Source organism: Thioalkalivibrio nitratireducens DSM 14787, from assembly GCF_000321415.2.
In the GTDB taxonomy this organism is placed as follows: domain Bacteria; phylum Pseudomonadota; class Gammaproteobacteria; order Ectothiorhodospirales; family Ectothiorhodospiraceae; genus Thioalkalivibrio; species Thioalkalivibrio nitratireducens.
Genome location: NC_019902.2, coordinates 1,114,406 through 1,139,684 on the forward strand (window position 1 = coordinate 1,114,406; position 25,279 = coordinate 1,139,684).

The following is a 25,279-nucleotide window of genomic DNA, read 5'->3' on the forward strand; positions in this document are numbered from 1 at the left end:
ATTTCGTGGGCGCCGCTTGGATTACCCGCGCCGCTCGCCCTTGCGGGCCAGGCTGCCGCTGGTCAACGCGCTACGCGTGTTGGTGCCGCGCCTCGCTCGCAATGAAGGGTCCTTTGTTCGGTATTTCCCTAGTCGTGAACCGCTTGGCTATCTTACCCGGGGTTGCCCGAAGTGTCGCGGGCGGCGCCGATAACGTCAAACAATTTTCACCGCCCGGACAACAGGGTAGCGCACACCCTGCCCTGGTGCATATTGACATCCAGGCCGGCGCGCGGGTAACCATGTTCGCTTTTCGTGAAGCTGTCGCCCGCGATGCGGACCGGCAGCAACGCACTTCGCCGGCGCCGATCGCGGCCGGCCTACATCAGGAAGTTCGCATGCATAGGAGGAAGGATCTGGTGGCAAGTTCCATTCGAAGGACCGCGTTGGGTCTCGCGCTGGCGGGGCTGGGGCTCGGGGGCGTACTGGTTGTCCCGCAGACTGCGGAGGCTACGTTCGGGTATTACGGCTACGGTTACGGAACCCAGAGCAAGGGCATGGGGGGGGCCGGGACGGCCCTGGCCCAGGATCCGCTGGCGGGGATGACCAATCCCGCCAGCCTCGTCCATCTCGGGGACGTCTGGGCGGTGGGGGCCACGCTGTTCAATCCCAACCGCAGCTACACCGCGGACGACAACTTCGAATCGCCCCCGTTTGCCTTTATTACCCCCGGCCGTATCAAGAGCGGATCGGAGTGGTTCCTGATTCCCAACTTCGCCCGCAACTGGGTGCTCGACGAGGACAGTTCCCTGACGCTGTCGCTAGCCGGAAACGGCGGAATGAACACCGACTACAAGACCGCGGTATTCGAGAACTTCGCGCCGCCGGACGCGCCGGAGCAATTCCAGGCGAGTTCTCCCACCGGGATCGACCTGGTGCAACTGGCGATCGGCCTCAGCTATTCGCGTCGCCTGAACGAGCACCACAGCTTCGGTGTCACGCCGATCCTGGCCGTCCAGGGCTTCAAGGCCACCGGCCTCGAACCGTTCCGTCCGGTATCGATCCACCCGGACAAGGTCACCAACAACGGCCGTGACTATTCCTACGGTGCGGGCGTCCGTATCGGCTGGCTCGGCCAGATCACCGACGAGCTCAGCCTGGGTGCGTCCTACCAGAGCAAGCTCAAGATGAGCCGCTTCGACAAGTACCGCGGGCTGTTCGCAGAGGAAGGCAAGTTCGACATCGCGGGTACCTGGAACGTCGGGCTCGCCTACAAGGTTACGCCGGATGTGACGGTGGCCTTCGACGTACAGCGCTACCTGTATTCCGACGTCAAGTCGATCAACAATCCCAACGACCTGCCGATCGCACCGGGCGCATTGGGCGGCAGCGACGGGGTCGGCTTCGGCTGGAAGGACATCACCGCCTACAAGCTGGGTGCGCAATGGCGGGTCGACCCGGACCTGACGCTGCGCGCAGGCATGGCCTACGGCGATCAGCCGGTCCCGGACACCCAGGCGCTGTTCAACATTCTGGCCCCGGGTGTGACCCGCCGGCATTACACGGTGGGTCTGAGCTATCGTCTCGACGACCGCAGCGAGATCAGCGGCTTGTTCATGCATGCGCCGAAGGAGCGGGTCAGCGGCACCAATCCGAACACCGGTCCCCAGACGGGTTTCATCCAGATGGACCAGAACGAGTTCGAATTGACCTATACCCGCTACCTGCGCTGAGCTCGGTGGCGGCCGGCACGAGGGAAATCATGAGTACGGACATCAAGGCATTGTTCGACGCCGAGCCCGAATCTCCGTTGTACGTGGCGATCAACCGCGTACTGGTCGAGAACAACCCCAACCTGATGCGCATGATGCGTCAGGCCAGTTCCGAGATGTGTCTGGCCACCGCGCTGACCCCCGGCTTCCGGGGGTTCGACCTGATGCGCCAGACCGGGAGCTGTCCGATGGGCATGCGCTGGGGTGCCAGCACCGACATGACGCAGGAGCTCTCGCACATCTGGATCGACCAGTTCACCTACTGGGACACCCTGGACGCGCACGAGGAGTTCCACGAGACCTTCGAGGACGTGGTGGTCACCGCCTGCGATAAGTGCGGCAACGTACTGCTGGATGGACCCGAGGAGCCGGTCTACCGGATCGTCGCAAGCCACCTGCCCAGGCTGGTTTCGCTGAACCAGTTCGAACAGGCGCGGGCGCAGGAACGCGACATCGGCCACCTGGCAGTGGATTCGGGAGAGACCGTCACCGTGCTCGCAACGCATATCGTCCGGCCTGGCAAGGAGGCCGAGTTCGAGGAGGGCGAGATCCGGACGATGGAGTTGCTGCGCGAGAGCAACGGCATGATCGGCTACCAGATCCTGAAGCGGGTGGGCATCTCGACCCTGGGATCGGGACATGCAACCGTCGAGTCGATCATGGAACGCATGAAGGACACGCCGGACGCGAAGCTGCAGCGCACCGCCGAGGTCTGGGAGGGCTATACGATCCCGGCCGAGTACCTGGTGATGGTCGAATGGGAAAGCCTCCACGCGGCCCAGCGCGGCATGCCGCATGTGAACGTGAAGCCAGACATCCTGTTCGTGCATGGGCCGAAGGTTTTCAACAACTGTGTGCGCATGCCGACCGTACGCATGGCTGTCTCCATGTTCGCCGAACAGACGTACCGGGAGGTGCTACAACAGGTGTAAACGCTGATGGATGCCCCCTCCCGCGCAGGGTCGGGGCCCGAGGACAAGGTAGGCGAGGGTGCCAGCGTGCCCGCACCCGAGGTGCATCGCTGCAGCCGATCCTGCCGGATATTGGCAAGGGCGGCTTCGCAGCCGGCGCGTCACCACCACTCCGCGCAACCGGGAGGGTCCTTAATGCAGAATCGAAAGCTGGTCGTGATCGGCGGCGATGCCGCCGGAATGAGCGCGGCGTCCAAGGTCCGGCGCGAACACCCCGGCCGCGAGATCGTGGTCTTCGAGCGCGGTCCTCACACCTCCTACGCCGCCTGCGGCATGCCCTACTTGATCGCCGGGATGGTCGACTCCCCGGACAGGCTGATTGCACGCAGGCCCGAGGTCTTCCGCGAAAAGCAGCAGATCGACGTGCGCATCCGGCACGAGGTCGTCGAGATCGATCTCGCTGGCAAGCGACTGCGGGTCACGGATCTCGACCGGGGCGAAGGCTTCTGGGAGGCCTGGGACGACCTGCTGATCGCCACCGGCGCCTCCCCGGTCGTCCCTGACGTGCCAAACGTGCAGTCGGACGGTGTGTTCAGCCTGTCGACACTGCAGAGCGGCATCGAGGTCTTAGAAGACATCGAGCAACACCCGCCGCGCACCGCGGTCATCGCTGGTGGCGGGTACATCGGTATCGAGATGGCCGAGGCCCTGCTCGAACGTGGAATCGACGTCTCGCTGATCGACATGGCCCCGCAGGTGATGACCACGATGGACCCGGACATGACCGAGGGCATCGTCGAGGCGATGCGCGATGCCGGGGTGCATGTGTTCCTGAACGAGAAGCTCGAACGCATCGACACCGACGGTGACGGGCGGGCATCTTCGGTGTCGACCGACAAGCGCCGTCTCGACGCCGACATCGTGATCGTCGGGCTCGGGATTCGGCCGAACTCGGACCTGGCACGGGACGCCGGCATCGAGCTGGGCGAATCAGGCGCGATTCGCGTGAACCTGCGGATGCAGACCTCGGCACCCGGTGTCTGGGCCGCGGGCGACTGCGCGGAGTCCTTTCATCGGGTGAAGGAGCAGCCAGCGTTCGTCGCGCTGGGCACGATCGCGAATCGGCACGGGCTGGTCGCCGGTACCAACCTGAGCGGGGGCGACCAGGAGTTCCCCGGGGTCCTGGGCACAGCGATCACCCGTTTCCGGGAGCTTGAGATCGCCCGCACCGGGCTCTCGGAAAAGGAGGCGGGCGACCTGGGGATCGCGTACCGGACGAAGACGATTGATGCGCGCACCCGAGCGCACTACTTCCCGGGTGCCGCCAAGGTTCGGGTCAAGCTGGTCGTCGAAGACAATACCGGGCGGCTGCTGGGTGGGCAGATCGTTGGCGCCAATGGTGCCGGCAAGCGCATCGATACCCTCGCCGGCGCGATCAGCGCGCGGATGACCGCAGAACAGCTCGTGTACCTCGATCTCGCCTACGCGCCCCCGTTCTCCCCGGTCTGGGACCCGGTACAGACCGCCGCCCGAACGCTCGCCTGACGATCATGGTGCTGGCGCCCTTCGGGCGAAGCGACGGGGGCGGCAGGCTGAACCGAGCGCAGGAGCCTATAACAACCAGGGGGGCTTTGCAGGGGGGGCTTTGCAGGGGGGCTTTGCAGTGTGCCGGAGCGAGCGCTGGTGGGCTCGTACGGGCCGCTAGAAGGGTACCCGGTCGTCGTCCTGGACCGGTACATGGAAGGCGCGGGTCCAGGCCTCGGGCAGAGTCGGCAGGGTGGGCAGGTCGGCGGAGAATGCCGGCGCAGTCGCGGGTTCGAGCGCATCGCCGGACTCGCGCGGCAGATGCCGCCGGCGCCAGCGATGCAGTTCCCGGGACAGCCCCAGTGCATCGAGGTGAAACCGCCACGTATCGCTCAGTTCAGGCTGCGCGCTCTGCAGCTGCCGTCGCGCCCATTCGCGAGCCTGACGCATCCGGTGGCGTCGTTCCAGGGCCGGGTCGAAGCCCCGGGTACCGGCCAGCGAATGGTGCAAGCCCGATAACAGAATCAGCGCCAGCCCGGCGCTGGATGCCGGGCTCAGGGGCCTATCCGTTGCCAGGTGCATCAGCACCGCAATGGCAGTGAGTACGGTCAGCGGAATCAGCCAGTAGAGTGCGGCCAGCGCACTGCGAAGCGGGTGCCACCACCGCGTCGGCATCGTCGCGGCCATCACGAGCAGGCCCAGCACGCCTGCCGTCAGTGCTACCGGCCACTGGCGGTGCAGGAGGACGTCGAGTGCGGCAAGCGCCAGGCCCGAGCCCAGCAGGAGAGCGGTGACGGCCGGGCGCAGCGGGCGCGGACGCGGCGCTGCGTCGCCGGCAAAGGCGGTTTGCTGCAGGATGGTCGCGGTGATCCGGTCGGGATCGAAACCGGTGCCGCGGTGGCGTGCCCGGTGCAGGTCGCTGCGGAGCTCTCCGGAGGTTCCGAATAGCGCCTGCAATAGCTGGCTCTCGAGCGGATGGAGGGTATCCGGGTCCGTGAGGAGGCGCAGCCGGACCCGGGCCGGAACCGTCTCGGTGCCCGGTCGCAAAACCTCCATTTCCAGCCGGCCCTGCGCCACGAGGCGTTCGAGCATTCGTGCGAACGCGTCCTCCGGCGGGTACTCGTGCAGCCAGGTCGTCACCAGTTCCGGCGGGACGGCAACGACTTCGCGTTCGAACCGCTCCCGGTCGATGATGTGGCGCCGCGCCCAGCGCGGGATCCGGGCGAGCGTGAAGAACAGGATGAGGGCCAGCCCCGCGATCGGCAAGGCGACGATGGATCCCACGCGGATCAGCGCAGGCACGAAGGCCACCCCGGGAGGAGGTCCGGATCCGAGGTGGTCGAACGTGAGTTGCACCCGCTGGCCGTGATCGCCCGCGACGATCGTCGGATCGCGATCCGGGAACAGGGGCCGCCAGTCGCCAGCGTAATCGAGACGGTAGGTGATGTCTTCGGTGTCGACCACGGGTCGCCCGTTCCCGGGCGGGAACCGGATGTCGTGATCGAGCCGGACGCAGCGTTCCAGGCAATGCGCAACATCACGCCAGGTGGCGAGCATTTCCCTCCCGCGAAGCAGTGGGTTATGCAGACCCGGCGCGTCGCGGGCGCGTTGCACCCCCGGCCCGCGGGGAAAATCCCATGCTGGGTGCAGGACTCCGGCGAGTTCGTACTCGATCCGGATACGCACGGGACTCACACCGGGATCTCCGAGGGCCCAGCGCAGCCGCGACTGCGTGTCGACGATACCGTTCGGCCCGGCTCGGACGTCGAGGGGTGACAGCGGGGTTTCGCGGCCGTCCGGGGATACCCGGACCGCGCTTCGAAGGATGATCCGTGCGCCGGGCGGGGCGGTCAGTACACGTTCCAGTACGCCTGCCGAGGCCGCCTCGTGAAGCTCCAGCGTCTCCCGAACCTGTACGATGCCGCGGTCGTCCAGGAAGGTCTCGATCAGTGCGGAGTTGCCGTCCGCCGCCAGGGCAGGCCCGGTTGCAGCGCAGGCCACGCCGGAGAACAGCAGCACGAAAACCAGGGCCAGGAAGGATGCCCCTGGAGACGAGAATGGGCAGCAGCACCCGACCCGAATCTCATGGTGCGGCCGATCCGCATGCCTGACCGCCCGGAGAACCAGGGCCAACGCCAGTCCGCGTTCCCCTCCGGCGGCGTGTGCCGAACCGTTCCTGCGGCGTCGCATTAGCGGCGCTGGGTCGCCTCGGGCTCGAAGATGCTGAAGTGGAACGTGGTCTTCTTCTGCAGATCCTCCTCGCGCTGGCCCGGGCGGGAGGCATTCGCGCGGCCGGGGATTCCCTGCTGGTGTTCGTCATCGGTCCGGATGCGCAGCAGTGCGTTCGGCATTTCCGGAATCGGCGTGATCGAGATCAGGATCATGCCCCGTTCGGTGACGGGGCGTTCGGAGGCCACGACCTTGTAGCCGTCCAGATCGTTACGCTCCAGGTCGGTGAGCATCCCCGGATAGCGGTTCAGTGGCAGCCCCCGCTTGTCGACGCAGAGACCTGCGGGTGCGTCCGCCAGGGATTTCTCGATGGTTTTGAGCTGCTCCTCAGTCAGCAGCTCGTGGATACTACCTCTCCAGCCTGGCATACCGATTCCTCGATGTTCTGTCCTGGTTCAGCCGTGGGCATTGCCGGAGGTGTTCGACGCTAGCCAGTGCCGGCCGGGTGCGTTCATTTCGTCGCACCTGCCCGAATCCGGCGGAACCCAGCCGGGAATATATGCTCTCTTGACACGGATCCGGGGTTTCCGTCAAGGCCCGCTCCCGGCAGCGGGGCACCCCCGTGCCCATTCGGGTCCGTCTGCATTCCGGCAGTACCGGGAACAGATCCGGGCCCGAGCCCGCATCACCGCCGCCGTCCGGTCAGCGAGCCGAGCAGGCCGCGGACGATCTGCCGACCGATCTGGGTGCCGATCGAGCGGACCGTGCTCCGCGCCGTGGCGGCAAGCATTCCCTCCCGGCGCCGGCTGCCGCGGGCCGGGCTGCGTGTGCTGGCCGGGCGCTGCGGGTGGACCTCGACGGTGCGTTCCGCATCGAGCGCGGCCTCGGCCTGTTGTTGCAGGATCTCGTACGCGGATTCGCGGTCCAGCGGTTCATCGTACACGCCCGCGAGTACCGAGCCTTCGAGGATCGCGCGGCGTTCGGAATTCGTCAGAGGACCCATTCGGCTCGCGGGCGGACGGATCAGGGTGCGTTGGACTGGGGTCGGCCGGCCCGCGGCATCGAGTACCGACACCAAAGCCTCGCCGACGCCGAGTTCGGTCAGCACGGCCTCGGTGTCCAGATCCGGGTTCGGGCGGAACGTTTGTGCCGCGACGCGAACCGCGCGCTGGTCGCGCGGCGTGAAGGCACGCAGCGCATGCTGTACCCGGTTGCCCAGCTGGCCGAGCACGGGCTCGGGCAGGTCGGTCGGGCTCTGGGTCACGAAATAGATCCCGACGCCCTTGGAGCGGATCAGCCGGACGACCTGCTCGATGCGGTCGACCAGCGACTTCGGCGTGTCGCGGAACAGCAGGTGGGCTTCGTCGAAAAACAGCACGCACCGCGGTTTGTCGGGATCGCCGACCTCTGGCAGTTGCTCGAAGAGCTCCGACAGCAGCCACAGCAGCAGCGTCGAGTAGATCAGCGGGCTGTTCCGGTACAGCCGTTCGGCGTGCAGGATGTTGACCACGCCTCTGCCGTCGGCATCGGTCTGCAGGAAATCGTCCAGCGTCACCGCGGGCTCCCCGAAGAACCGTTCGCCATCCTGTGCCTCGAGAGCCAGCAGCGAACGCTGGATCGCACCGATGCTTGCGGGGGCGACCGTGCCGTAGCGACTGTTCAGATCCCGGCGGTGGTCGTGGACCCAGGCGAGCATCGCGAGCAGATCCTTGAGATCGAGCAGCAGCCATCCCCGGTCATCGGCCACGCGGAAGACGAGTTGCATCAGGCCGGTCTGGGTGTCGTTCAGATTCAGCAGCCGGCTCAGCAACACCGGGCCGAAGTCGGCGAGGGTCAGGCGCAGCGGGTGGCCGTGTTCGCCGAGTGCATCCCAGAAGATCGTGGGCGCGCCGCGGAACTCGAGGCGGTCCAGCCCGACGCGACGGGCGCGCGCGTAGACGCGTTCGCTGGCACTGCCTGCGGCGGAAATCCCGGAGAGGTCGCCCTTGATGTCCGGCACGAACACCGGCACGCCCATGTCCGAGAATCCCTGCGCGAGTACCTGCAACGTGATGGTCTTGCCGGTGCCGGTCGCGCCGGCGATCAGGCCATGGCGGTTGGCCATTCGCGCGGTGATGGTCACGGGATGACCGGCCGCACCGATGAGCAGCGGGTGTTCCTGCACGACGGGGGATCCTCAGTGACGAGACCGGCGTCATTCTAGACTCGACGCAGGGTCCTGGTACACCCGGGAAAATGCAGGAGGTCCGTTTATGTAGCGCCTGTGGCCGCCGTTGGTCGCCAGTTCGCATTCGGGTGAGGCTTCTTGCGGTGAGCGACTCGTGATGCCCAGGACCACCTCCTGACGGTGTGCACCGGATTTCTTGTCGGTACGCTCCCGTTCCATAGGTGCTTAAGGTGCTTAGAGGCCCTTAGTGGTGCTTGAGGTGGCTCTCGTGCAGCCGGTTGAAGTCGGACGGGGCTGCTGGTCTCATGGTCGTGCAGCCTCACAGTTCTTGCTGGAACATCCCCTCGGCGATGAGGGGGCTGCATTCTAGAATTCGCGCGGCGCAGTTGCTGTTCTCCGCGAAGCGGCTTCGTCCAGCTAAGGAGTCTTCGATGGCCATTCGAGAACTGCCCATCCCGCCCCATTTCGACCCCGAGAGCGTCGAGTCCGTCTGGCGAGTTCCTTATCGTGAACGCGCCGAAGAGGCCGAACAGTGGGCAGCCAGACATGGGGTTACCTCGGCCGCCAGCGATCGTCGCCGTGTGGCCTTGCTGGCGGTGGATGTACAGAACACCTTCTGTGTTCCCGGGTTCGAACTCTTCGTGGGGGGGCGCTCAGGCAAAGGCGCGGTGGACGACAACCGGCGCCTCTGTCAGTTTATCTACCGCAACCTGGGGGTCATCACCCAGATTGTTCCGACGCTCGACACCCATACCGCATTCCAGATCTTCCATCCGCTCTTCCTGATCGACGCATTTGGTAGCCATCCGGAGCCCTTCTCCCAGATCGCCATCGACGATATCAGGCAGGGACGTTGGCGCTTCAACGAAGCACTCGCTGCCACGCTGGGTATCAGCCCGGAGGATGGTCAGCGCCACCTGGCCCATTACGTCCGCACCCTTGAGGCGCGCGGCAAATATGCACTGACCGTCTGGCCCTATCACGCCATGCTCGGCGGCATCAGCCATGCCCTGGTCTCGGCGGTGGAAGAGGCAATTTTTTTCCACGGGGTCGCCCGCCACAGCCGCCCGGATTTTCGCGTCAAGGGGCGCAATCCACTCACGGAGCACTACTCCGTCCTGGGGCCGGAGGTGACTACGGATCCTGACGGCGAACCCATCGCAGCAAAGGAGCAGGAGCTGATTGACGGGCTGCTTCAGTTCGATATGGTCATTATCGCTGGCCAGGCGAAGAGCCACTGCGTTGCCTGGACCATCGACGATCTGCTGTCGGAGGTGCTCCAGGGGGACGCGCGACTCGCCCACCGGGTCTACCTGCTGGAAGATTGCTGCTCTCCGGTGGTGGTTCCCGGGGCCGACTACAGCGACCAGGCCGAGGCCGCATTCCAGCGCTTTGCCGAGGCCGGCATGCATGTGGTGCGCGCGACCGTGCCCATGGCCGAGTGGCCGGATATCGCTCTTTGAATCCAGGAGTGTTCGCTGACCGGCGGCCCGACCCGCACCAGACAGTTGCGGCGCACAAACGCGCTGGGTACGACGTAACGGCCGTGCTCGCGCCGGCATCCGAAACGCCTGCGCGCGGCCTGCCCCAGCGATTGCGCCCGTTCGGCGATCGACTTGTAGCCGCGTATGCCGAACAGCGTAGTGCCGGCCGCCAGCGCTAGCACCACCGGCAACCTGAGCAGGGTCAGCCACTGACCCTGCTATGTGGCGACATACCACAGCGTCTCGGCGATCTTGGGTAGATCGTCAAGCTTAATGGTAATGGTGCTGCGCCATGAGTTCCTGGTAACGCGCCTCTTCATGGCGCTCAGGCGGTCCCGAGCGGCTGGCAGGCCGGCCGGCATGCGCAGGATGGGCTTGCAGGTGGAGAAGCGCCAGAGTATAGCGGACGACCGGCGTTCGTTCAGGCCTGCAGGGCCATGCAGCGACGGGACGATCGAGACCGTCGTCGGGCGCCCGGTGGAATTGGCCCCGCGCGCACCCGAGCCCCTACAATGCAGCGGTTGCAGTCACAAGGAACCCTGCTGATGACCCGTATCACCGTGATTGGCGCCGGTTTCGGTGCCCTGACCGCCGTCCGGAAGCTGCGCGCGGCCGACCGCGAGCTGACGATCGACGTGATCGCCCCGAAGCCCGAGCTCGTCTATTACCCGAGCACGATCTGGATCCCCACCGGTCTGCGCCGTCCCGAGGATGTCGTGGTGGATCTGAACCCCTTCTTCAGGCGCATGGGCGTGAACTACCACCAGGCCTCGGCCACCGGCTTGCGCGACGGCGGCCGGGTGGTGATCACCGATGCCGGCGAGGTGCCCAACGACGGGCTGGTGATCGCCTCCGGCGGCCGCTTCCTGAAAAAGCTGCCGGGCATCGAGCACTCGATCACTCCCTGCGAAGGGGTGCCGGCGGCGGTCGCGATCCGCGATCGCATCGCCGCGATGCAGGGGGGCACGATCGCCTTCGGCTTCGCCGGGAATCCGAAGGAGCCCTCGGCGATGCGCGGCGGCCCGGTATTCGAATTCATGTTCGGGATCGACCAGCACCTGCGCAAGCGGGGCGACCGGGACCGGTTCAAGCTCGTATTCTTCACGCCCGCACCGAAACCCGGAAACCGCCTCGGGCCGAAGGCGGTGGAAGGTCTGCTGAAGGAGATGAAGCGCCGCGACATCGAGACCCATCTCGGGCACAAGCTGAAGGCTTTTGAGGCGGACAAGGTGATCACCGAGGGCGGCGAGTTCGGCGCCGACCTGATCGTGTTCATGCCCGGCATGACCGGCAATGCCTGGTTCGACGACACCGAACTCCCGCGCTCGGAGGGTGGGCTGCTGCAAGCGAACGAGTTGTGCCAGGTGGTGGGACAGGACAAGGTCTACGTGGCGGGGGACTCGGGCAGTTTCCCCGGGCCGGACTGGCTGCCGAAGCAGGCGCACATGGCGGATCTGCAGGCCGAGGCCGCGGTGGCGAACCTGCTCGGCGAGTTTGCCGACAAGGCACCCAGCCAGACCTACAAGACCGAACTGATCTGCATCGTCGATACCCGGACCAGCGGGATCCTGGTCAAGCGCACCGAGAAGCGCAGCGTGATCCTGCCGGCCACCCCGATGTTCCACTGGGCCAAGCGCGCGTTCGAGTGGTGGTACCTGCGCCAGTACCGTTGAGTGCGGCGCGGAGCGACCGGCAGGGTGGCGCCCGTGACGCGGGCGTCGATCTACCGCACCAGAGCGGGCGCGGGCGGGCCTTCTTCGGCGCGTGCCCGGATCGGCCGACCGGACGCCGGAGCCGTGGCATGATGGGGCAAGCCGATTCGGAACGGCCGTTCCGTCCAGCCTGGTGGCTGCCCGGCGCGCATCTGCAGACGATCGTGCCCAACCTGCTGGTGTGGGGGCGCCGGCCGATGCTGCGCAGGGAGCGCGTCACGCTGCCGGACGACGATTTCCTGTCGCTGGACTGGGGGCCCGATCCTGGTGGACCGATCGTGTTGCTGCTGCACGGTCTGGCCGGAAGCAGCCGTTCGGCCTACGCGGTTTCGCTGCTGCGAGCGCTGCATGCCCACGGCTTCTGGGCCGGCGTGATGCATTTCCGTGGCGCGGGCGGTGAGCCGAACCGCCAGCTGCGCGGCTACCACATGGCAGAGGGGGACGACCCGCGGGAGGTGGTGATGCAACTGCGCCGCCGGTATCCGCGTAGGGCGGTGGCCGCGGTGGGCGTTTCCCTGGGCGGAAGTGCGCTGCTCCATGCGCTGGCGCGTGATGGTGCCGATGCATTGCTCGATTGCGCGGTCGTGGTCTCGGTGCCGTACCGGCTGCATATCGCCGAGCGCTGTCTGAATCGCGGCGTGGCGCGCCTTTACCAGCGCCGTATCCTGGAGGAATTGAAGCGGCAGTGGCGCAGGAAATGCCGGGTGCTCGCGCGTCTCGACCTGTGCGCCGGACTGGACGAAATGCGCAGCTTCCGGCAGTTTGATGCCCGCATCACCGCCCCGATTCACGGATTCGCCAATGTGGACGACTACTACGACCGTGCCAGCAGCATCCACGTCCTCGGGGAAATCCGGGTGCCGACCCTGCTGATCCATGCGGCCAACGATCCGTTCATGACGCCCGATGGTCTGCCCGCCCCAGAGGATCTGTCCGAGCCGGTCACCCTGGAATGCCATCGGCGTGGCGGACATGCGGGGTTTCTGGAGCGTACAGGCAGGCGCTACCTGGCGCGGCGGATCCCCGCGTTCCTGTCGCAGCACCTGCGGGAGACCATGACCGGCGCTGATTGCCAACTTTCCCGGGAGAACTGATCCGGATGTTCTGGAAGATCGTGACACTGGCCGTGCTGATCGCCTTCGCCTGGTGGCGGCTGCGGCAGTTCCTGCGCGAGCGACGCCTGCGCAACCTCGGCGAGCCGGTACCCGAAAAGCGCGGCATCCGGCCGATCAGCATCCTGGCGGCGGCGATGCTGGTTGCGTACGGTGGGTATCTGCTCTGGGTGGTGGCGAGCCAGACCTTCTCGACCTTCGGGGCCGGCATGTGACTGGGGCGACCGCCCTTGAACGAAACGATCGGACGCCGGTCGCAACTCAGAATCTGATTATCACGGAAGCTCCGTAAGCTGGACCGGGCCATCTTCGAAACCAGCGTCATCGGGAGGAGCGAAGCCTTTACCCGCAAGCGCAGCGTGGCGGGACGTAGCGATCCAGACCGCGATGGTCCTCCCCGCGCCGCCTGGAGTATTCGCTGCGCTCACCCTGCGGGCCAGCCTTCGGCTGTTCAATGCGCTGCGCGCATCAGTGCCGCGCTACGCCCGCAATGACGACCGCCGCAGAGCGGTGTCGCACTGGCTGAGGAGGTTTCGTGATAATCAAGACTCAGAAACCTACAACGGAATCCCGAGGTGACGATGATGACCCCGCTACGAGACCGGTCGGTCGTGGTCGCACTGCTGCTGGTGCTGTTGGCAGTGCAGTTTCAGGTGGCCGCCCGCGAACCCACGGTTCCGCTGGAGGAGATGATCCCGGTGGAACTGGCGACCGTCGGTGTCGAGAGCATCAGCGGTTCCCCGGTGGTACTGCTCCGCGAACCCCGCTCCGGCGACGTGGTGCCGATCAGCATCGGAGCGAACGAGGCGCTGGCCATCCTGCTGGCGCTGCGGGAAGTTCCCGTGCCCAGGCCGATGACCCACGACCTGCTGACCGATGTGATCCGCTTGGTCGGTGGGTCGGTTCAGCGGGTGATGGTCGATGCCCTGGTCGGCAGCACCTACATCGGGTTGCTGGAACTGCAATTGGAACACCAGGACGATCTGGTCTACGTCGACAGCCGCCCCAGCGACGCGTTGGCGCTTGCAGTGCGTACCGGCGCGCAGATCCTGGTGTCGCCCGACGTGCTGGTGGCCACTCGCGGACGCGGGTTCGAGGCACTGCCCGACGACCCGGTGGTCACGGCGCTGGGCATCACGGTGGGCGCAGTCACGCCCGACCTGCGCGAGGCGCTGGAGTTGCCCGATAGGCCGGGGCTGCTGGTCAGCCGCGTGGCGGGCGAGGCCGCGGCGAAAGGACTCGAGCCCGGCGCGCTGATCCTGGAAGTGAACGGAGAAGTCCCCGAGACGCCGATGGACTTCCTGGAGATGGTTCGCCGCACCCCGTCCGGAGACGATGCCCGCCTGCGGTACTGGCAGCAGGGCGAGACCGTCGAAATCGAGCTGTCCACCGAAGTTCCGGATCTGCAGCCTCCGGATGTCGAGCCGCGGCCCGGGAGGGGGCTGAGCGTGTGAGGTGCGGCGCGGGCGTTGGCACTACCAGGGAATGGTGCTGCCGTCGATATCGATGAAGCGCCCGTTGTCGTCCGCCGATGCTCCGTCCAGGATCGCCAGCATCCGCGTGACCGATTCGGACACCGTGATCTCGGCGTTGGGTCCGCCCATGTCGGTGAGCACCCAGCCGGGATGGAGCACGAGTGTCAGGATCCCCTGGTCCCGGAGATCCCGTGCCAGGCTGACCCCGACGGCGTTGAGCGCCGCCTTGGACGAACGGTAGATGTAGACGCCGCCTGAACCGTTGTCGCCCATCGAGCCCATCTTGGAGCTCAGCAGCCCGATGCACGGGCGGTTCCCCGCGCGCAATTGCGGAAGCAGCGCCTCGACCAGTTGGCGCGGCGCGATCGCGTTGACGCGGAAGGTCTCCAGCCAGCCGTCCTCGTCGGTCTCGCCAAGCCGGTCCGGAACCGGGCCGTAGACGCCGGCGTTCGAGATCAGCAGATCGATGCCCCGGCTGCCGAGCGTGGCCGCCAGGTTCGCGCGGTGAGTGGCCTGGGTCACGTCCAGCGGGAGCACCGTCAGTTGTTCCGGGGCCGCGGCCGCCAAGTTCATCAACACCGTTGCGCTTTCGGGCCGCCGTACCCCCGCGAAGACTCGGTCACCGCGCGCCAGCAGCTGCCGCACGAACTCGAGCCCAATCCCCCGGCTGCAACCGGTTACCACTACCGTCTTCATCACCTGGCTCCTGGAAAATACCCGGCCATTCTAGCGGTCGCACGGCCGCGACCGTCAACCGAGGGACCGGGTGTGGGGGGCTCGATCGGCCGATCACCCATCGGATAGATCGTGCGCAGGTGCCGCGATGCACTGCACCGGCGGCGGTGCCGCGGCCGGGCCGAGTGACACGTGGCCGGGCCATTGACTATCTTCGGGGAAGCGAACCCGTGCCGTCCTTCGACGGTACCACCGTGCGATCGAGGGAGCGCCGATGACGACCAGGACCATTCCCGCCGGCAGCATCGAGTGCGTGACGGGGGACATCACCGAGCAACCGGACATGGATGCGGTCGTGAACGCCGCCAACGCACAGCTGCGCCCGGGCGGTGGCGTCGCAGGTGCGATTCACCGCGCCGCGGGCCCTGGACTGGAGCAGGAATGCCGTCCTCTTGCGCCGATCGCGCCCGGGCAGGCGGTGATCACCGGCGGGCACGGCCTGCCGAACCGCCATGTCGTCCACTGCCTCGGGCCAGTGTTCGGACACGATGAACCGGCGGACGAGCTGCTGGCGGCCTGTTATCGGAACGCGCTGCAGCAGGCCGACGACGCCGGAGCCCGGAGTATCGCGTTTCCGTCGATCTCGACCGGTGCGTTCGGCTTTCCGCTCGAGCCCGCGGCCCGGATCGCCTTGCGCACGGTGATCGTCACGCTGCCCGGGCTGCAATCGGTCGAGCGGGTGCGGTTCGTGCTGCGCGACACGCAGGCGATGGAGATCCATCAGCGGACGCGCGATGCCATGCTCGCCGGGTGACACGGCAGTGGCACCCGACAACGAACTCCGGGCCACGGCGCCCGGATGACCTCGAAACGGACACGACGATGACGCACGAAACCACACAGGGGTCCGCCCCGAGCCTTGCGTACGGCGACGCTCTGGGCATGTTCACCGACCTGTATGAGCTCACGATGCTGCAGGCCTACTTCCGCGAGGGGATGCAGCAGGATGCGGTGTTCACGCTGTTCGTGCGCCGCCTGCCGGCGCGCCGGAACTTCCTGCTCGCCTGCGGTCTCGACACGGTCCTCGGCCAGCTCGAAGCGCTGCGCTTCGAAGCCGAGGATCTCGCCTACCTGGCTTCGCTGGGTCGCTTCGGCGACGACTTCCTGGACTGGTTGGCCGATTTCCGGTTTACCGGCGATGTGTTCGCGATGCGGGAGGGGACGCCGGTGTTTGCGAACGAACCGCTGCTCGAGATCGTGGCCCCGCTGCCCCAGGCGCAACTGGTCGAGACGCTGGTGATGAACCAGATCCACGTACAGACCGTGCTGGCCTCGAAGGCCGCGCGCATGGTGATCGCGGCCGAAGGGCGTCCGGTGGTCGATTTCGGCGCCCGGCGCATGCATGGCCTGGATGCTGCGCTGAAGGGTGCGCGCGCCTTCCACATCGCCGGTGTCGCCGGCACCTCGAACTGCCTGGCCGGCCGGTTGCATGGCGTGCCGGTGCTGGGCACGATGGCGCACAGCTACATCCAGGCACACGCGGACGAGGCGTCGGCGTTTCGGGCGTTCGCACGGCTTTACCCGGACACCGTGCTGCTGGTGGACACCTACGACACCCTCGGCGGTATCCAGCGAGTAATCGAACTCGCGCGCGAACTCGGTGCCGACTTTCGCGTGCGTTCGATCCGGCTGGATTCCGGCGACCTCGGCGCATTGGCGCGCGAAGGGCGGGCGATGCTGGATGCCGCCGGTCTCGCGCAGGTCGAGATCTTCGCCAGCGGGGGGCTGGACGAGTACGAGATTCACGGGCTGCTGCGCGACGGCGCGCCGATCGACGGCTTCGGCGTCGGCACCAGCATGGGCATCTCCAGCGACGCCCCGGACCTCGATATCGCCTACAAGCTCGCCGAGTACGCGGGCGAGGGGCGCCTGAAACTCTCGAGCGGAAAGCCGATCCTGCCCGGGCGCAAGCAGGTGTTCCGGCAGGAGCGCGACGGGGTTCTTGCCGGGGACACGATCGCCCGTTTCGACGAGAATCTGCCGGGACGTCCGCTGCTCGAGCCGGTGATGCAGGGCGGCCGGCGCCGGCCCGGTGTCTCGGTCGATCTGGATGCGCTGCGAGCCCATGCCGGGGAGCAGGTCGAGCGCCTGCCGACGCCGATCCGGGGCGTTCAGCCGGCGGGACCCGGGTATCCGGTCGAGGTCAGTCCCGCGCTACAGCGGCACCAGGCCTCCGTGCGCGCGTCCGTCGTGGCGGCAGGGTCCGGTACCTGACGTCCCGCATCGCGCGTGAGGGGAAAAGAACCGACCCGACGGGGGCGGAGGTCGAAGTAGGTACAATCTCGAAAGGTGGCAGCGCATGATGACCGAGATCTCAACCCCGCCGGAGTCCGGTGATTCCCGACGCGAGGGCTTCGAGGTTCTCCTGATCGAGGCAGGAACCCGGCCGGTGACCCCGGAAGGGGGACAGCAGTCGCTGCGGGGGATGGGGGCGGCGGGCGTGCGGGTGATCGCGGATGATTGAGCCCTCGGTGATACCGGTCCAGCTGGTGGGGCTCGATGAGGTGGTCGAGGCCTGCGACCGCCTCGCGCAGGCCGTTCTCGCCAGCGGGTTTCGTCCGGACACGGTGGTCGCGGTCGCGCGCGGGGGGTTCATGCCGGCACGCTTTTTGTGCGACTTTCTTCACGTGGAAAAGCTGCTGAGTCTGCGGGTCGAGCACTACGGTGCCGGGGCTCGCGAGGCCGGAAGGGCGCAGGTCACCGTGCCGCTGTCCGGCGATGTGCGCGGCGCGCAGGTGCTCGTGGTCGACGACGTGAACGACAGTGGCGATACGCTGGATGCCGCGTTGCCGCACGTCGAGGGCTTCGCGCCGGCGCAGGTGCGCAGCGCAGTGCTGCATCAGAAGGCCCAGACCGGGCATCGCGCCGATTTCATCGCCAGAGAGATCCGCCAGTGGCGCTGGGTACTCTACCCGTGGGCGGTGGTCGAGGACGTGGCCGAATTCATCCGGGATATGGAACCGCCGCCGCGGGACCGCGACGAGATCTGCAGGCGCCTGAGGCAGCAGTACGGGTTGGAACCGAGCGACGCGGAACTCGATCGCGTGCTTCGCTACGGCGGCCTGGGACCCTGACCGGGTCGTGCGGCTGGCGCGCGCCCGGCACGCGCCGCCACTTCGTTGACCGCGCTTCTGGTACCTTGGGCGCCAATGCCATCAAGGAACGCGACCGGAGACGGGAAACCCGCGTGTGACGATGACCCATATGGACTTCCGTGCGGCTCTGGCCCCGGTATTCCGGCTTCCCGTACCTGCGCTGCCGGTTCTGGCGCTGGTGCTGGCGGTGGCGCTGCTGCCCGGTTGTGGTCGGGATGGTGAGCATGGAAGCATGGCCGCGGACTCCGCGCAACGGATCGAGATCTGGGCCCATGCGGGCCGCGAAGAGGAACGGCGCACGCTGGAAGCGCAGATCGACCGCTTTCGGGCCGAGCGGCCGGAAGTCCGCGTGGACCTGACCTGGATTCCCGAGGGGTCGTACAACGGGCAGGTGCAGGCTGCCGCGCTCGCGGGCCGGCTGCCGGATCTGCTGGAGTTCGACGGGCCGTATCTCTACAGCTACGCCTGGCAGGGGCACCTGAGGCCGCTGGACGACCTGCTGCCCGCAGGGCTGCGTGAGGATCTCCTGCCGTCGATCGCCGCGCAGGGCACCTACCGCGGCCGGTTGTACGGGATCGGCACGTTCGACTCCGGGCTCGGCCTGTGGGGGAACCGAACGCGCCTGCGGGCGGTCGGGGCGCGGATTCCCGACGACCCCGGCGACGCCTGGAGCGGCGATGAGTTCGATGCCCTGCTGGAACGCCTTGCCCGGGACGACCCGGACGGGCAGGTGCTGGACCTGAAGCTGAACTACACCGGCGAGTGGTTCAGTTACGCGTTCTCGCCGCTGCTGCAGTCGGCCGGTGGCGACCTGGTTGATCGAGCACCGGGTGGGCTGGCAAGCGGGACGCTGGATGGGCCGGAGTCGGTCGCGGCGATGGCTGCGGTCCAGTCGTGGATCCGGCGCGGCCGCGTCGATCCCAACCTCGACGACGCAGCCTTCACCCGGAGCCGGGTGGCGCTGGCGTGGGGCGGGCACTGGAACTTCCCCGGCTACCACGCGGCACTCGGCGACGATCTGCTGCTGCTGCCGCTGCCGCGCCTGGGCGAGGCGACGGTGACCGGGCAGGGGTCCTGGCAGTGGGGCATCACGCGGCGCGCGCGGGATCCGGAGCTGGCGCTGGCGTTCATCGCGTTCCTGTTGCGCCCCGAGGAAGTGCTGGCGATGAGCGAGGCGAACGGCGGCGTTCCCGCGACCCGCAGCGCAGTGCGAAAGTCGGAGCTCTACGGGCCCGGGGGGCCGCTGCGGCTGTTCGCCCGCCAGTTGGAGGAAGGGTACGCGCGCCCGCGCCCGCGGACACCGGCGTACCCAGTGATCAGCGACGCGTTCGCGCGTGCGTTCCAGGATATCCGGCATGGCGCCGAACCGGTCCAGGCACTGGGCTGGGCGGCCCGGCGGATCGACCGGGAATTGCGCGATAACCGCCATTACCCGGAAGTCGCGGGGACAGCGCGATGAGCCGCCGGCATCCCGGCGAGGGCGCCGCTGCCTGGCTGCTGATGACCCCGGCACTGTCCGGCCTGCTGGTGTTCCTGCTCATGCCGTTCGGTCTGGCGGTGGTCCTGTCGTTCAGCAACTTGCGCATGGCGTCCCCGTTGCCGCTCGAGTTCGTCGGGTTCTCGAACTACACGCTGGCGTTCACCGAGACCGGGCTGGCGCGGGCATTGCTGAACAACCTGCTGTTCGCGCTGGTCGTGGTGCCGGTACAGACGGCGCTGGGATTGGCGTTGGCGCTGCTGCTGAACCGGCCGCTGGCCGGCCGCGCGGTGTTCCGGACGCTGTTCTTCCTGCCGGTGGTGTTCCCGCTGTCGCTGGTCGCGGTGGTCTGGGTGTTGATCTTCGCCCCGGGGCCGGACGGCCTGCTGAACGCGGCACTGGGGTTCGTGACCTTGGGTGCCTGGGAGCCCCGCGATTTCCTGAACGAGCCGTTCTGGGCCCTGCCGGCGGTGATGCTGACGTCGATCTGGCAGGGCGCGGGCTTCCAGATGGTCGTGCTGCTGGCCGGGCTGCAGGCGATCCCGCGCCAGCTCTACGAGGCCGCCGCGGTCGATGGTGCGGGCCGTTGGCGCCAGTTCCTGCACGTGACCCTGCCGGGGCTGCGCAATCCGCTGGTGTTCGTGGTGATCGTGACCACCCTTTTGTCGTTCCGGGTGTTCGACCAGGTCCGGATCATGACCCGGGGCGGTCCGCAGGAGGCGTCGAACACGGTGATCCACGAGATGGTCCGCACCGCGTTCGACCAGGGGCACGTGGCGATGGGCGCGGCGATGAGCGTCGTGTTCTTCGTGGTGATCCTGGGCATCGCGCTGATCCAGCGCCGCCTGCTGCGCCAGCGCGGGGAGGTTGCGTGATGCGCCGGGCCGGTCTGCGAGCGCTGCTGGCCTACGCGCTGCTGCTGGGGTTCACGCTGCTGTTCCTGGCGCCGGTGCTGTTCATGCTGGTCGCCAGCCTGAAGCCGAACGAGCAGGTGCTGGCCGAGGCCGGCACCCTGCGCGCGTTCTTTCCGGACACGGTCGGCCTCGACAACTACCGGGCGGTGTTCGAGCGGGTGCCATTCGAGCTGTATCTCGCCAGCTCGCTGATCGTGAACGGACTGATCGTCGGGCTGGGGCTGGTGGTGAACGCCTTTGCCGGCTACGCGCTCGCGCGCCTGCGCTGGTGGGGGCGCGGCGCGATGCTGGGACTGGTGCTGGCGGTGTTGGTGATCCCGTTCGAGGCGGTCGCGATCCCGCTGTTCTACCAGCTGTCGTGGCTGGGCTGGCGCGACGACTGGCTGGTGCAGGCGATCCCGTTCGTTGCCAATCCGCTCGCGATCTTCCTGTTCTACAGTTTCTTTCTGGGCCTGCCGCGGGAACTCGAGGAAGCGGCCCGCGTCGACGGCGCCGGGGTGCTGCGGACCTTCTTCGCGATCGTTCTGCCGAACGCGAAGGCGGCCTTCGCCAGCGTCGCGATCGTGCTGTTCCTGTTCCACTGGGGCATGTACCTGTGGCCGCTGCTGATGACCACCTCGGAGGCGGTGCGCCCGCTGCCGCTGGGAATCGCGAGCTTTTATACCCTGCCGCCGCTGCAGTGGGGCGATATCATGGCGTTCGGCGTATTGATGGTACTGCCTGTGGTGCTTCTGTTCGTCGTGTTCCAGCGCTGGTTCGTTCGCGGCGTTGCGTCCACCGGCGTGAAGGGCTGAGTGGGGAGCGGCATGGCGGAAGTCGAGTTCAGCGACGTGAGCAAGACCTTCGGGGACCACACGGTGATTCCCGGCCTCGACCTGCGGGTCCGGGATGGGGAACTGCTGGTATTGCTCGGACCCTCCGGCTGCGGCAAGTCGACGCTGCTGCGCCTGCTCGCGGGGCTGGAGCCCGCGACTGGCGGCACGATCCGGATCGGCGGGCGCGCGGTCGACGCCCTCGGCCCGGGGGCGCGCAATGTCGCGATGGTGTTCCAGAACTACGCGCTGTACCCGCACAAGACGGTGCGCGGCAACCTGGAGTTCCCGCTACATATGCGCGCGCTGCGCCGGGGCGAGCGCGAGCGCCGGGTGCTCGAGGCGGCGCGGGTGCTGGGGCTGGAGGACCTGCTGGACAAGCGTCCGGCAGAACTTTCCGGCGGGCAGCGGCAGCGGGTGGCGATGGGACGCGCAATCGTGCGCGAGCCCGACGCGTTCCTGATGGACGAGCCGCTGTCCAACCTCGACGCCCGCCTGCGGGTGCAGATCCGGGCGGAGATCGGCGCGCTGCAGCGGCGGCTTGGGGTCACCACGCTTTACGTCACCCACGACCAGGTTGAGGCGATGACGCTTGGCGACCGCGTCGCGGTGCTGCGCGACGGGGTCATCCAGCAGCTTGGTGCGCCTGCTGACCTCTACCGGCGGCCGGCGAACCTGTTCGTAGCGGGCTTCCTGGGCAGCCCGCCGATGAATTTGTTCGAACCCGGTGTCGCGGCACGCGAAGCGGGCCGCGCGCTGCGCCTCGGAGGGCGCTGGGTCACCCCCACCGGGGGCATTCCGGAGCGGGCGCGTTACGCTGGGCTGCGGCCGGAGGACCTCGACCTGGTCGATGGACACAGGGATCGGGAGGTGCAGTTGCAGGGGTTGGTGCGCGCGGTCGAGGTGCTCGGGCACGAACGCATCGTCTACGTGGACACCGGGGACCGGATGGTCGATACCCTCCCCGGCGGGGTCGGTCCGACCGAGGGGGCGGTCGCGGCGCGCCTGTCCGGTGCGACGACGCCGGAACCCGGCCAGACGGTCGCGCTGGAGGCGAAGCCCGGCTGCCTGTACTGGTTCGACGAACAGGGCCGCGCGATCGACGTGGGCAGGTAGCGGCCGGCACGCCGATTCCCGGATCCGCCGGGTGCCGGGCAATCAGGCTGGCAACCGGCCAAAGTGGCCGCTGCTGAAGTCGCGTACGGCCTCGCGGATCTCCTCGGTGGTATTCATCACGAACGGCCCATGGCCGACGATCGGCTCGTCGATCGGCTCGCCGTGGAGCACGAGCAAGGTGCTGTCGGTCCGGGCCTCGAGTTCGACGCCGTCGCCGGCGCGGTCCAGCAGCACCAGTTGGGCCTCTTCCGCGTCCTGCTGGCCGTTGATCCGCACATTGCCGTGCAGGACCACCAGCATCGACGTCCAGCCGTCCGCCAACGCGAGTCGGACCGGCGGGTGACCCGCCGCGAGTTGAAGATCCCAGACGTCCATCGGCGTATGCGTGTTCGCCGGGCCGCGGTGTTCTTCGAACTGGCCGGCGATGACCCGGACGGTTCCGGCTCCTTCCGGCAGGTCGATCGCGGGAATGTCCAGGTCCAGCAAGGGCTGGTATCCGGGAGCGGACATCTTGTTGGTAGCCGGCAGGTTCACCCACAGCTGCACCATCTCGAGCGTGCCGCCCCGGCGGGTGAACGCCTCCGAGTGGAATTCCTGGTGGAGGATGCCGGAGGCGGCGGTCATCCACTGCACATCTCCCGGGCCGATCCGGCCGCCGCCGCCGGTCGAGTCGAGGTGCTCGACCTCGCCCTGGTAGACGATGGTGACGGTCTCGAACCCCCGGTGCGGATGTTCGCCGACGCCGCGAGGACGGTGCCCCGGCGCAAAATGCATCGGGCCGGCGTAGTCCAGTAACAGGAACGGGCTGATCGCCTGCCCGTGGCGCTCGTAGGAGAACATTGAACGCACTGGAAATCCGTCGCCGACCCAGTGCCGGGACGGAGCGCTGTGTACGCCGAGGATCTTCTTCATCGCGATGTCCTCCTTCGATGGTGCCGGGTCGTGGCATGCGGGCCACAGCCTGAATGCGGCGATTAGCCCATAGTCTCTTTGCTCACGTCTTTGCTCATAGTCTTCGTTCGGCTGCGGCAGGGACAGTTCACCCTGCAGGATCTGCGCGATATCGGCCGTCACCCCGAACGGTGCAGCCGACGATCGCCTGCCTGCGACCGGGGTGGCGGGTCGTAGCGGCAGCCACTCGGTCGGAGGGGCAGGTTGCGGTGCCGGGATGTCGGTGTAGTTAACGTGAAAGAACCCGCGGCGCGCGTCCGGGGTGATCCGTAGGGCGGAAAAGCGCAGCGTCATCCGCCGCTCGGCGTTCGCGCCTCCCCGGCGCCTGCGGCAACCCCGGCGCCGGATGGCGGATGACGGCCTTCGGCCTTTTCCGCCCTACGCCTCTTTCATCATCGGGGGTGGCCGCTGGCGATGACAGTCAACTCGCGTCAACCGGCCTCTGGGTGGTTCCGCGGGCCGGGTTCGCTTAGGCTTCGCGCCATCGGGCAGATCCGGTGCGGATCGGCCGGCCCGGTGCAACGAAACCAGGGTACGCGTCCCCTCGGGCGCGAAGGAGTGCTTGAGATGCAGACCGACCGAATCATCGCCTTCGTCATGGCCGGCGGCCAGGGATCCCGGCTGCAGCCGCTCACCGCCGCGCGGTCCAAGCCGTCGGTGCCGTTCGGGTCGCGCTATCGGATCGTCGACTTCGTGCTCAGCAACCTGGTGAACTCGCAGATCCGCACGATCTACCTGCTGGTCCAGTACAAGTCGCAATCGCTGATCGAGCATGTACGCAAATCCTGGACGATCTCGCCGCTGCTGCCGGACCAGTTCGTCACGGTGGTACCACCGCAGATGATGAGCGGCGAGAGCTGGTTCCAGGGGACTTCCGACGCGGTGTACCAGAACATGGGGCTGATCGAGACCCATGCTCCGGATCTGGTCGTGGTGTTCGGTGCCGACCACATCTACCGGATGGACATCCGCCAGATGGTCGCCTTCCACAAGGAGCGCGACGCCGATGTGACCATCGCGGCGCTGCCGGTGCCGCTGCGCGACGCCCGGGGCTTCGGGATCATCTCGGCGGATCCGGACGGGCGTGTCGAGGCATTCCAGGAAAAGCCGGCGAATCCGAACCCGATACTGGGGGATTCCGAGCGTGCCTTCGCGTCGATGGGCAACTACATCTTCCGCACCGACGTGCTGATGGCGGCGCTGGAGGAGGCGCACCGCAACGGCGAGACCGACTTCGGGGGGCATATCCTGCCGCGCCTGCTGCGTGATCACCGGCTCTTCGCCTACGATTTCGCGACCAACGAGGTGCCGGGGATCAAGTCCTACGAGCAGCGCGTCTACTGGCGCGACGTCGGCACGCTCGACGCCTATTTCGATGCCCACAAGGACGTGCTCGGGGATGAACCCGTGTTCGATATGTTCAATCCCCAGTGGCCGATCTTCTCGAGCAATTACCAGGGGCCGGTGGCACGCGTGTTGGGAGGCGAACTGCACAATTCGCTGCTCGGGGCCGCCAGCGTCGTCCACGACGGCGTGCGTATCCGGGATTCGATCATCCGCCGCGAGGCCGTGATTGAGGACGACGTCGAACTCGACGAGTGCATCGTGATGGACTACACGCGGATCGGCCGGGGGGCGAAGCTGCGCCGGGTGATCGTCGACCGCCACAACCACATCCAGCCCGGCGAGCGCATCGGTTTCGATCCCGACACGGACCGCCAGCGGTTCCAGGTCAGCGAGTCGGGCGTCACCGTCGTTCCCCGCGGCCGCGGGAGCTATTTCGCCCGCGGGCCCATCGGTGGAATTCCCGGTGGCGGCTACGCCGAGTGAGTTCCGGCCGAGGGGCTTCCCTGCGTTCCGGATCGGCACGGAAC

At 67.4% G+C, this 25,279-nt stretch carries 22 protein-coding genes; 17 read left to right on the forward strand and 5 right to left on the reverse strand.

From position 1 onward, the window contains the following. Window positions 1-398: 398 nt before the first annotated feature. The 3 genes from TVNIR_RS05460 (at window position 399) to TVNIR_RS05470 (ending at window position 4,207) form a co-directional block, all read left to right on the forward strand. The gene (locus TVNIR_RS05460) at window positions 399-1,712 is read left to right on the forward strand and encodes an OmpP1/FadL family transporter (RefSeq protein WP_157092202.1); all 1,314 of its coding nucleotides are present in this window, start codon (window positions 399-401) and stop codon (window positions 1,710-1,712) included. 29 nt (window positions 1,713-1,741) lie between these two features. Beyond that, entirely contained in the window at window positions 1,742-2,683 is a 942-nt protein-coding gene (locus TVNIR_RS05465) for a sulfur oxygenase reductase family protein (RefSeq protein ID WP_083499370.1), read from the forward strand. Window positions 2,684-2,857: 174 nt separating this feature from the next. Beyond that, the gene (locus TVNIR_RS05470) at window positions 2,858-4,207 is read left to right on the forward strand and encodes an FAD-dependent oxidoreductase (protein WP_015257987.1); all 1,350 of its coding nucleotides are present in this window, start codon (window positions 2,858-2,860) and stop codon (window positions 4,205-4,207) included. A 156-nt stretch (window positions 4,208-4,363) separates the two neighbouring features. Here the strand turns inward: TVNIR_RS05470 and TVNIR_RS05475 are convergent, their stop codons facing one another. The 3 genes from TVNIR_RS05475 to TVNIR_RS05485 all read right to left on the reverse strand — a co-directional run bounded on the left by TVNIR_RS05475 (window position 4,364) and on the right by TVNIR_RS05485 (window position 8,519). Beyond that, window positions 4,364-6,319: a hypothetical protein gene (locus tag TVNIR_RS05475; protein WP_237251759.1), complete on the reverse strand. Its 1,956-nt coding sequence runs from the start codon at window positions 6,317-6,319 to the stop codon at window positions 4,364-4,366. 56 nt (window positions 6,320-6,375) lie between these two features. After that, a complete protein-coding gene (locus TVNIR_RS05480; RefSeq protein ID WP_015257989.1) occupies window positions 6,376-6,783 on the reverse strand; it encodes a hypothetical protein in 408 nt (135 codons plus the stop codon). Between the two features lie 257 nt (window positions 6,784-7,040). Further along, window positions 7,041-8,519, reverse strand: a complete 1,479-nt coding sequence (locus tag TVNIR_RS05485) for a helicase HerA-like domain-containing protein (RefSeq protein WP_015257990.1) — start codon at window positions 8,517-8,519, stop codon at window positions 7,041-7,043. A gap of 434 nt (window positions 8,520-8,953) precedes the next feature. Between TVNIR_RS05485 and TVNIR_RS05490 the strand changes: the two genes are divergently transcribed. From TVNIR_RS05490 to TVNIR_RS05515, 5 genes are all read left to right on the forward strand, one after another. Then, window positions 8,954-9,985 (forward strand): cysteine hydrolase family protein, encoded by a 1,032-nt coding sequence (locus TVNIR_RS05490; RefSeq protein ID WP_015257991.1) that lies wholly within the window; start codon window positions 8,954-8,956, stop codon window positions 9,983-9,985. A gap of 566 nt (window positions 9,986-10,551) precedes the next feature. Beyond that, entirely contained in the window at window positions 10,552-11,679 is a 1,128-nt protein-coding gene (locus TVNIR_RS05500; RefSeq protein WP_043739419.1) for an NAD(P)/FAD-dependent oxidoreductase, read from the forward strand. A gap of 128 nt (window positions 11,680-11,807) precedes the next feature. After that, a complete protein-coding gene (locus TVNIR_RS05505; RefSeq protein ID WP_015257993.1) occupies window positions 11,808-12,812 on the forward strand; it encodes a YheT family hydrolase in 1,005 nt (334 codons plus the stop codon). Between the two features lie 5 nt (window positions 12,813-12,817). After that, entirely contained in the window at window positions 12,818-13,045 is a 228-nt protein-coding gene (locus TVNIR_RS05510; RefSeq protein ID WP_015257994.1) for a hypothetical protein, read from the forward strand. A gap of 366 nt (window positions 13,046-13,411) precedes the next feature. Beyond that, window positions 13,412-14,284 carry a bifunctional nuclease domain-containing protein gene (locus TVNIR_RS05515; protein ID WP_211263180.1) on the forward strand — a complete coding sequence of 291 codons (873 nt, stop codon included), beginning with the start codon at window positions 13,412-13,414 and terminating at the stop codon, window positions 14,282-14,284. Window positions 14,285-14,305: 21 nt separating this feature from the next. On the opposite strand, the gene TVNIR_RS05520 is transcribed toward TVNIR_RS05515, so the two are convergent. After that, complete coding sequence (locus tag TVNIR_RS05520; RefSeq protein WP_015257996.1) at window positions 14,306-15,001, reverse strand: SDR family oxidoreductase; 696 nt, start codon at window positions 14,999-15,001, stop codon at window positions 14,306-14,308. 253 nt (window positions 15,002-15,254) lie between these two features. Here TVNIR_RS05520 and TVNIR_RS05525 point away from each other — a divergent pair, with 253 nt between their 5' ends. The 8 genes from TVNIR_RS05525 to TVNIR_RS05555 all read left to right on the forward strand — a co-directional run bounded on the left by TVNIR_RS05525 (window position 15,255) and on the right by TVNIR_RS05555 (window position 22,454). Next, window positions 15,255-15,794, forward strand: a complete 540-nt coding sequence (locus TVNIR_RS05525) for a macro domain-containing protein (protein WP_015257997.1) — start codon at window positions 15,255-15,257, stop codon at window positions 15,792-15,794. Between the two features lie 68 nt (window positions 15,795-15,862). Continuing rightward, on the forward strand, window positions 15,863-17,254 hold the full coding sequence (locus tag TVNIR_RS05530; protein ID WP_015257998.1) for a nicotinate phosphoribosyltransferase: 1,392 nt from the start codon (window positions 15,863-15,865) through the stop codon (window positions 17,252-17,254). 85 nt (window positions 17,255-17,339) lie between these two features. Further along, window positions 17,340-17,504, forward strand: coding sequence for a hypothetical protein (locus TVNIR_RS19675; protein ID WP_015257999.1), 165 nt, complete (start codon window positions 17,340-17,342; stop codon window positions 17,502-17,504). Further along, window positions 17,497-18,114: a phosphoribosyltransferase gene (locus tag TVNIR_RS05535; protein WP_043739421.1), complete on the forward strand. Its 618-nt coding sequence runs from the start codon at window positions 17,497-17,499 to the stop codon at window positions 18,112-18,114. The genes TVNIR_RS19675 and TVNIR_RS05535 overlap by 8 nt, the downstream gene beginning before the upstream one ends. A gap of 121 nt (window positions 18,115-18,235) precedes the next feature. Continuing rightward, complete coding sequence (locus TVNIR_RS05540) at window positions 18,236-19,594, forward strand: extracellular solute-binding protein (RefSeq protein WP_237251795.1); 1,359 nt, start codon at window positions 18,236-18,238, stop codon at window positions 19,592-19,594. Beyond that, complete coding sequence (locus TVNIR_RS05545) at window positions 19,591-20,487, forward strand: carbohydrate ABC transporter permease (protein WP_015258002.1); 897 nt, start codon at window positions 19,591-19,593, stop codon at window positions 20,485-20,487. Before TVNIR_RS05540 ends, TVNIR_RS05545 begins: the two co-directional genes overlap by 4 nt. Continuing rightward, the gene (locus TVNIR_RS05550; protein ID WP_015258003.1) at window positions 20,487-21,320 is read left to right on the forward strand and encodes a carbohydrate ABC transporter permease; all 834 of its coding nucleotides are present in this window, start codon (window positions 20,487-20,489) and stop codon (window positions 21,318-21,320) included. The genes TVNIR_RS05545 and TVNIR_RS05550 overlap by 1 nt, the downstream gene beginning before the upstream one ends. A gap of 12 nt (window positions 21,321-21,332) precedes the next feature. Beyond that, on the forward strand, window positions 21,333-22,454 hold the full coding sequence (locus tag TVNIR_RS05555; protein WP_015258004.1) for an ABC transporter ATP-binding protein: 1,122 nt from the start codon (window positions 21,333-21,335) through the stop codon (window positions 22,452-22,454). 42 nt (window positions 22,455-22,496) lie between these two features. Here the strand turns inward: TVNIR_RS05555 and TVNIR_RS05560 are convergent, their stop codons facing one another. After that, complete coding sequence (locus TVNIR_RS05560; RefSeq protein ID WP_043740266.1) at window positions 22,497-23,366, reverse strand: pirin family protein; 870 nt, start codon at window positions 23,364-23,366, stop codon at window positions 22,497-22,499. Between the two features lie 606 nt (window positions 23,367-23,972). Here TVNIR_RS05560 and TVNIR_RS05565 point away from each other — a divergent pair. Further along, on the forward strand, window positions 23,973-25,235 hold the full coding sequence (locus TVNIR_RS05565) for a glucose-1-phosphate adenylyltransferase (RefSeq protein ID WP_015258007.1): 1,263 nt from the start codon (window positions 23,973-23,975) through the stop codon (window positions 25,233-25,235). Window positions 25,236-25,279 lie beyond the last annotated feature (44 nt).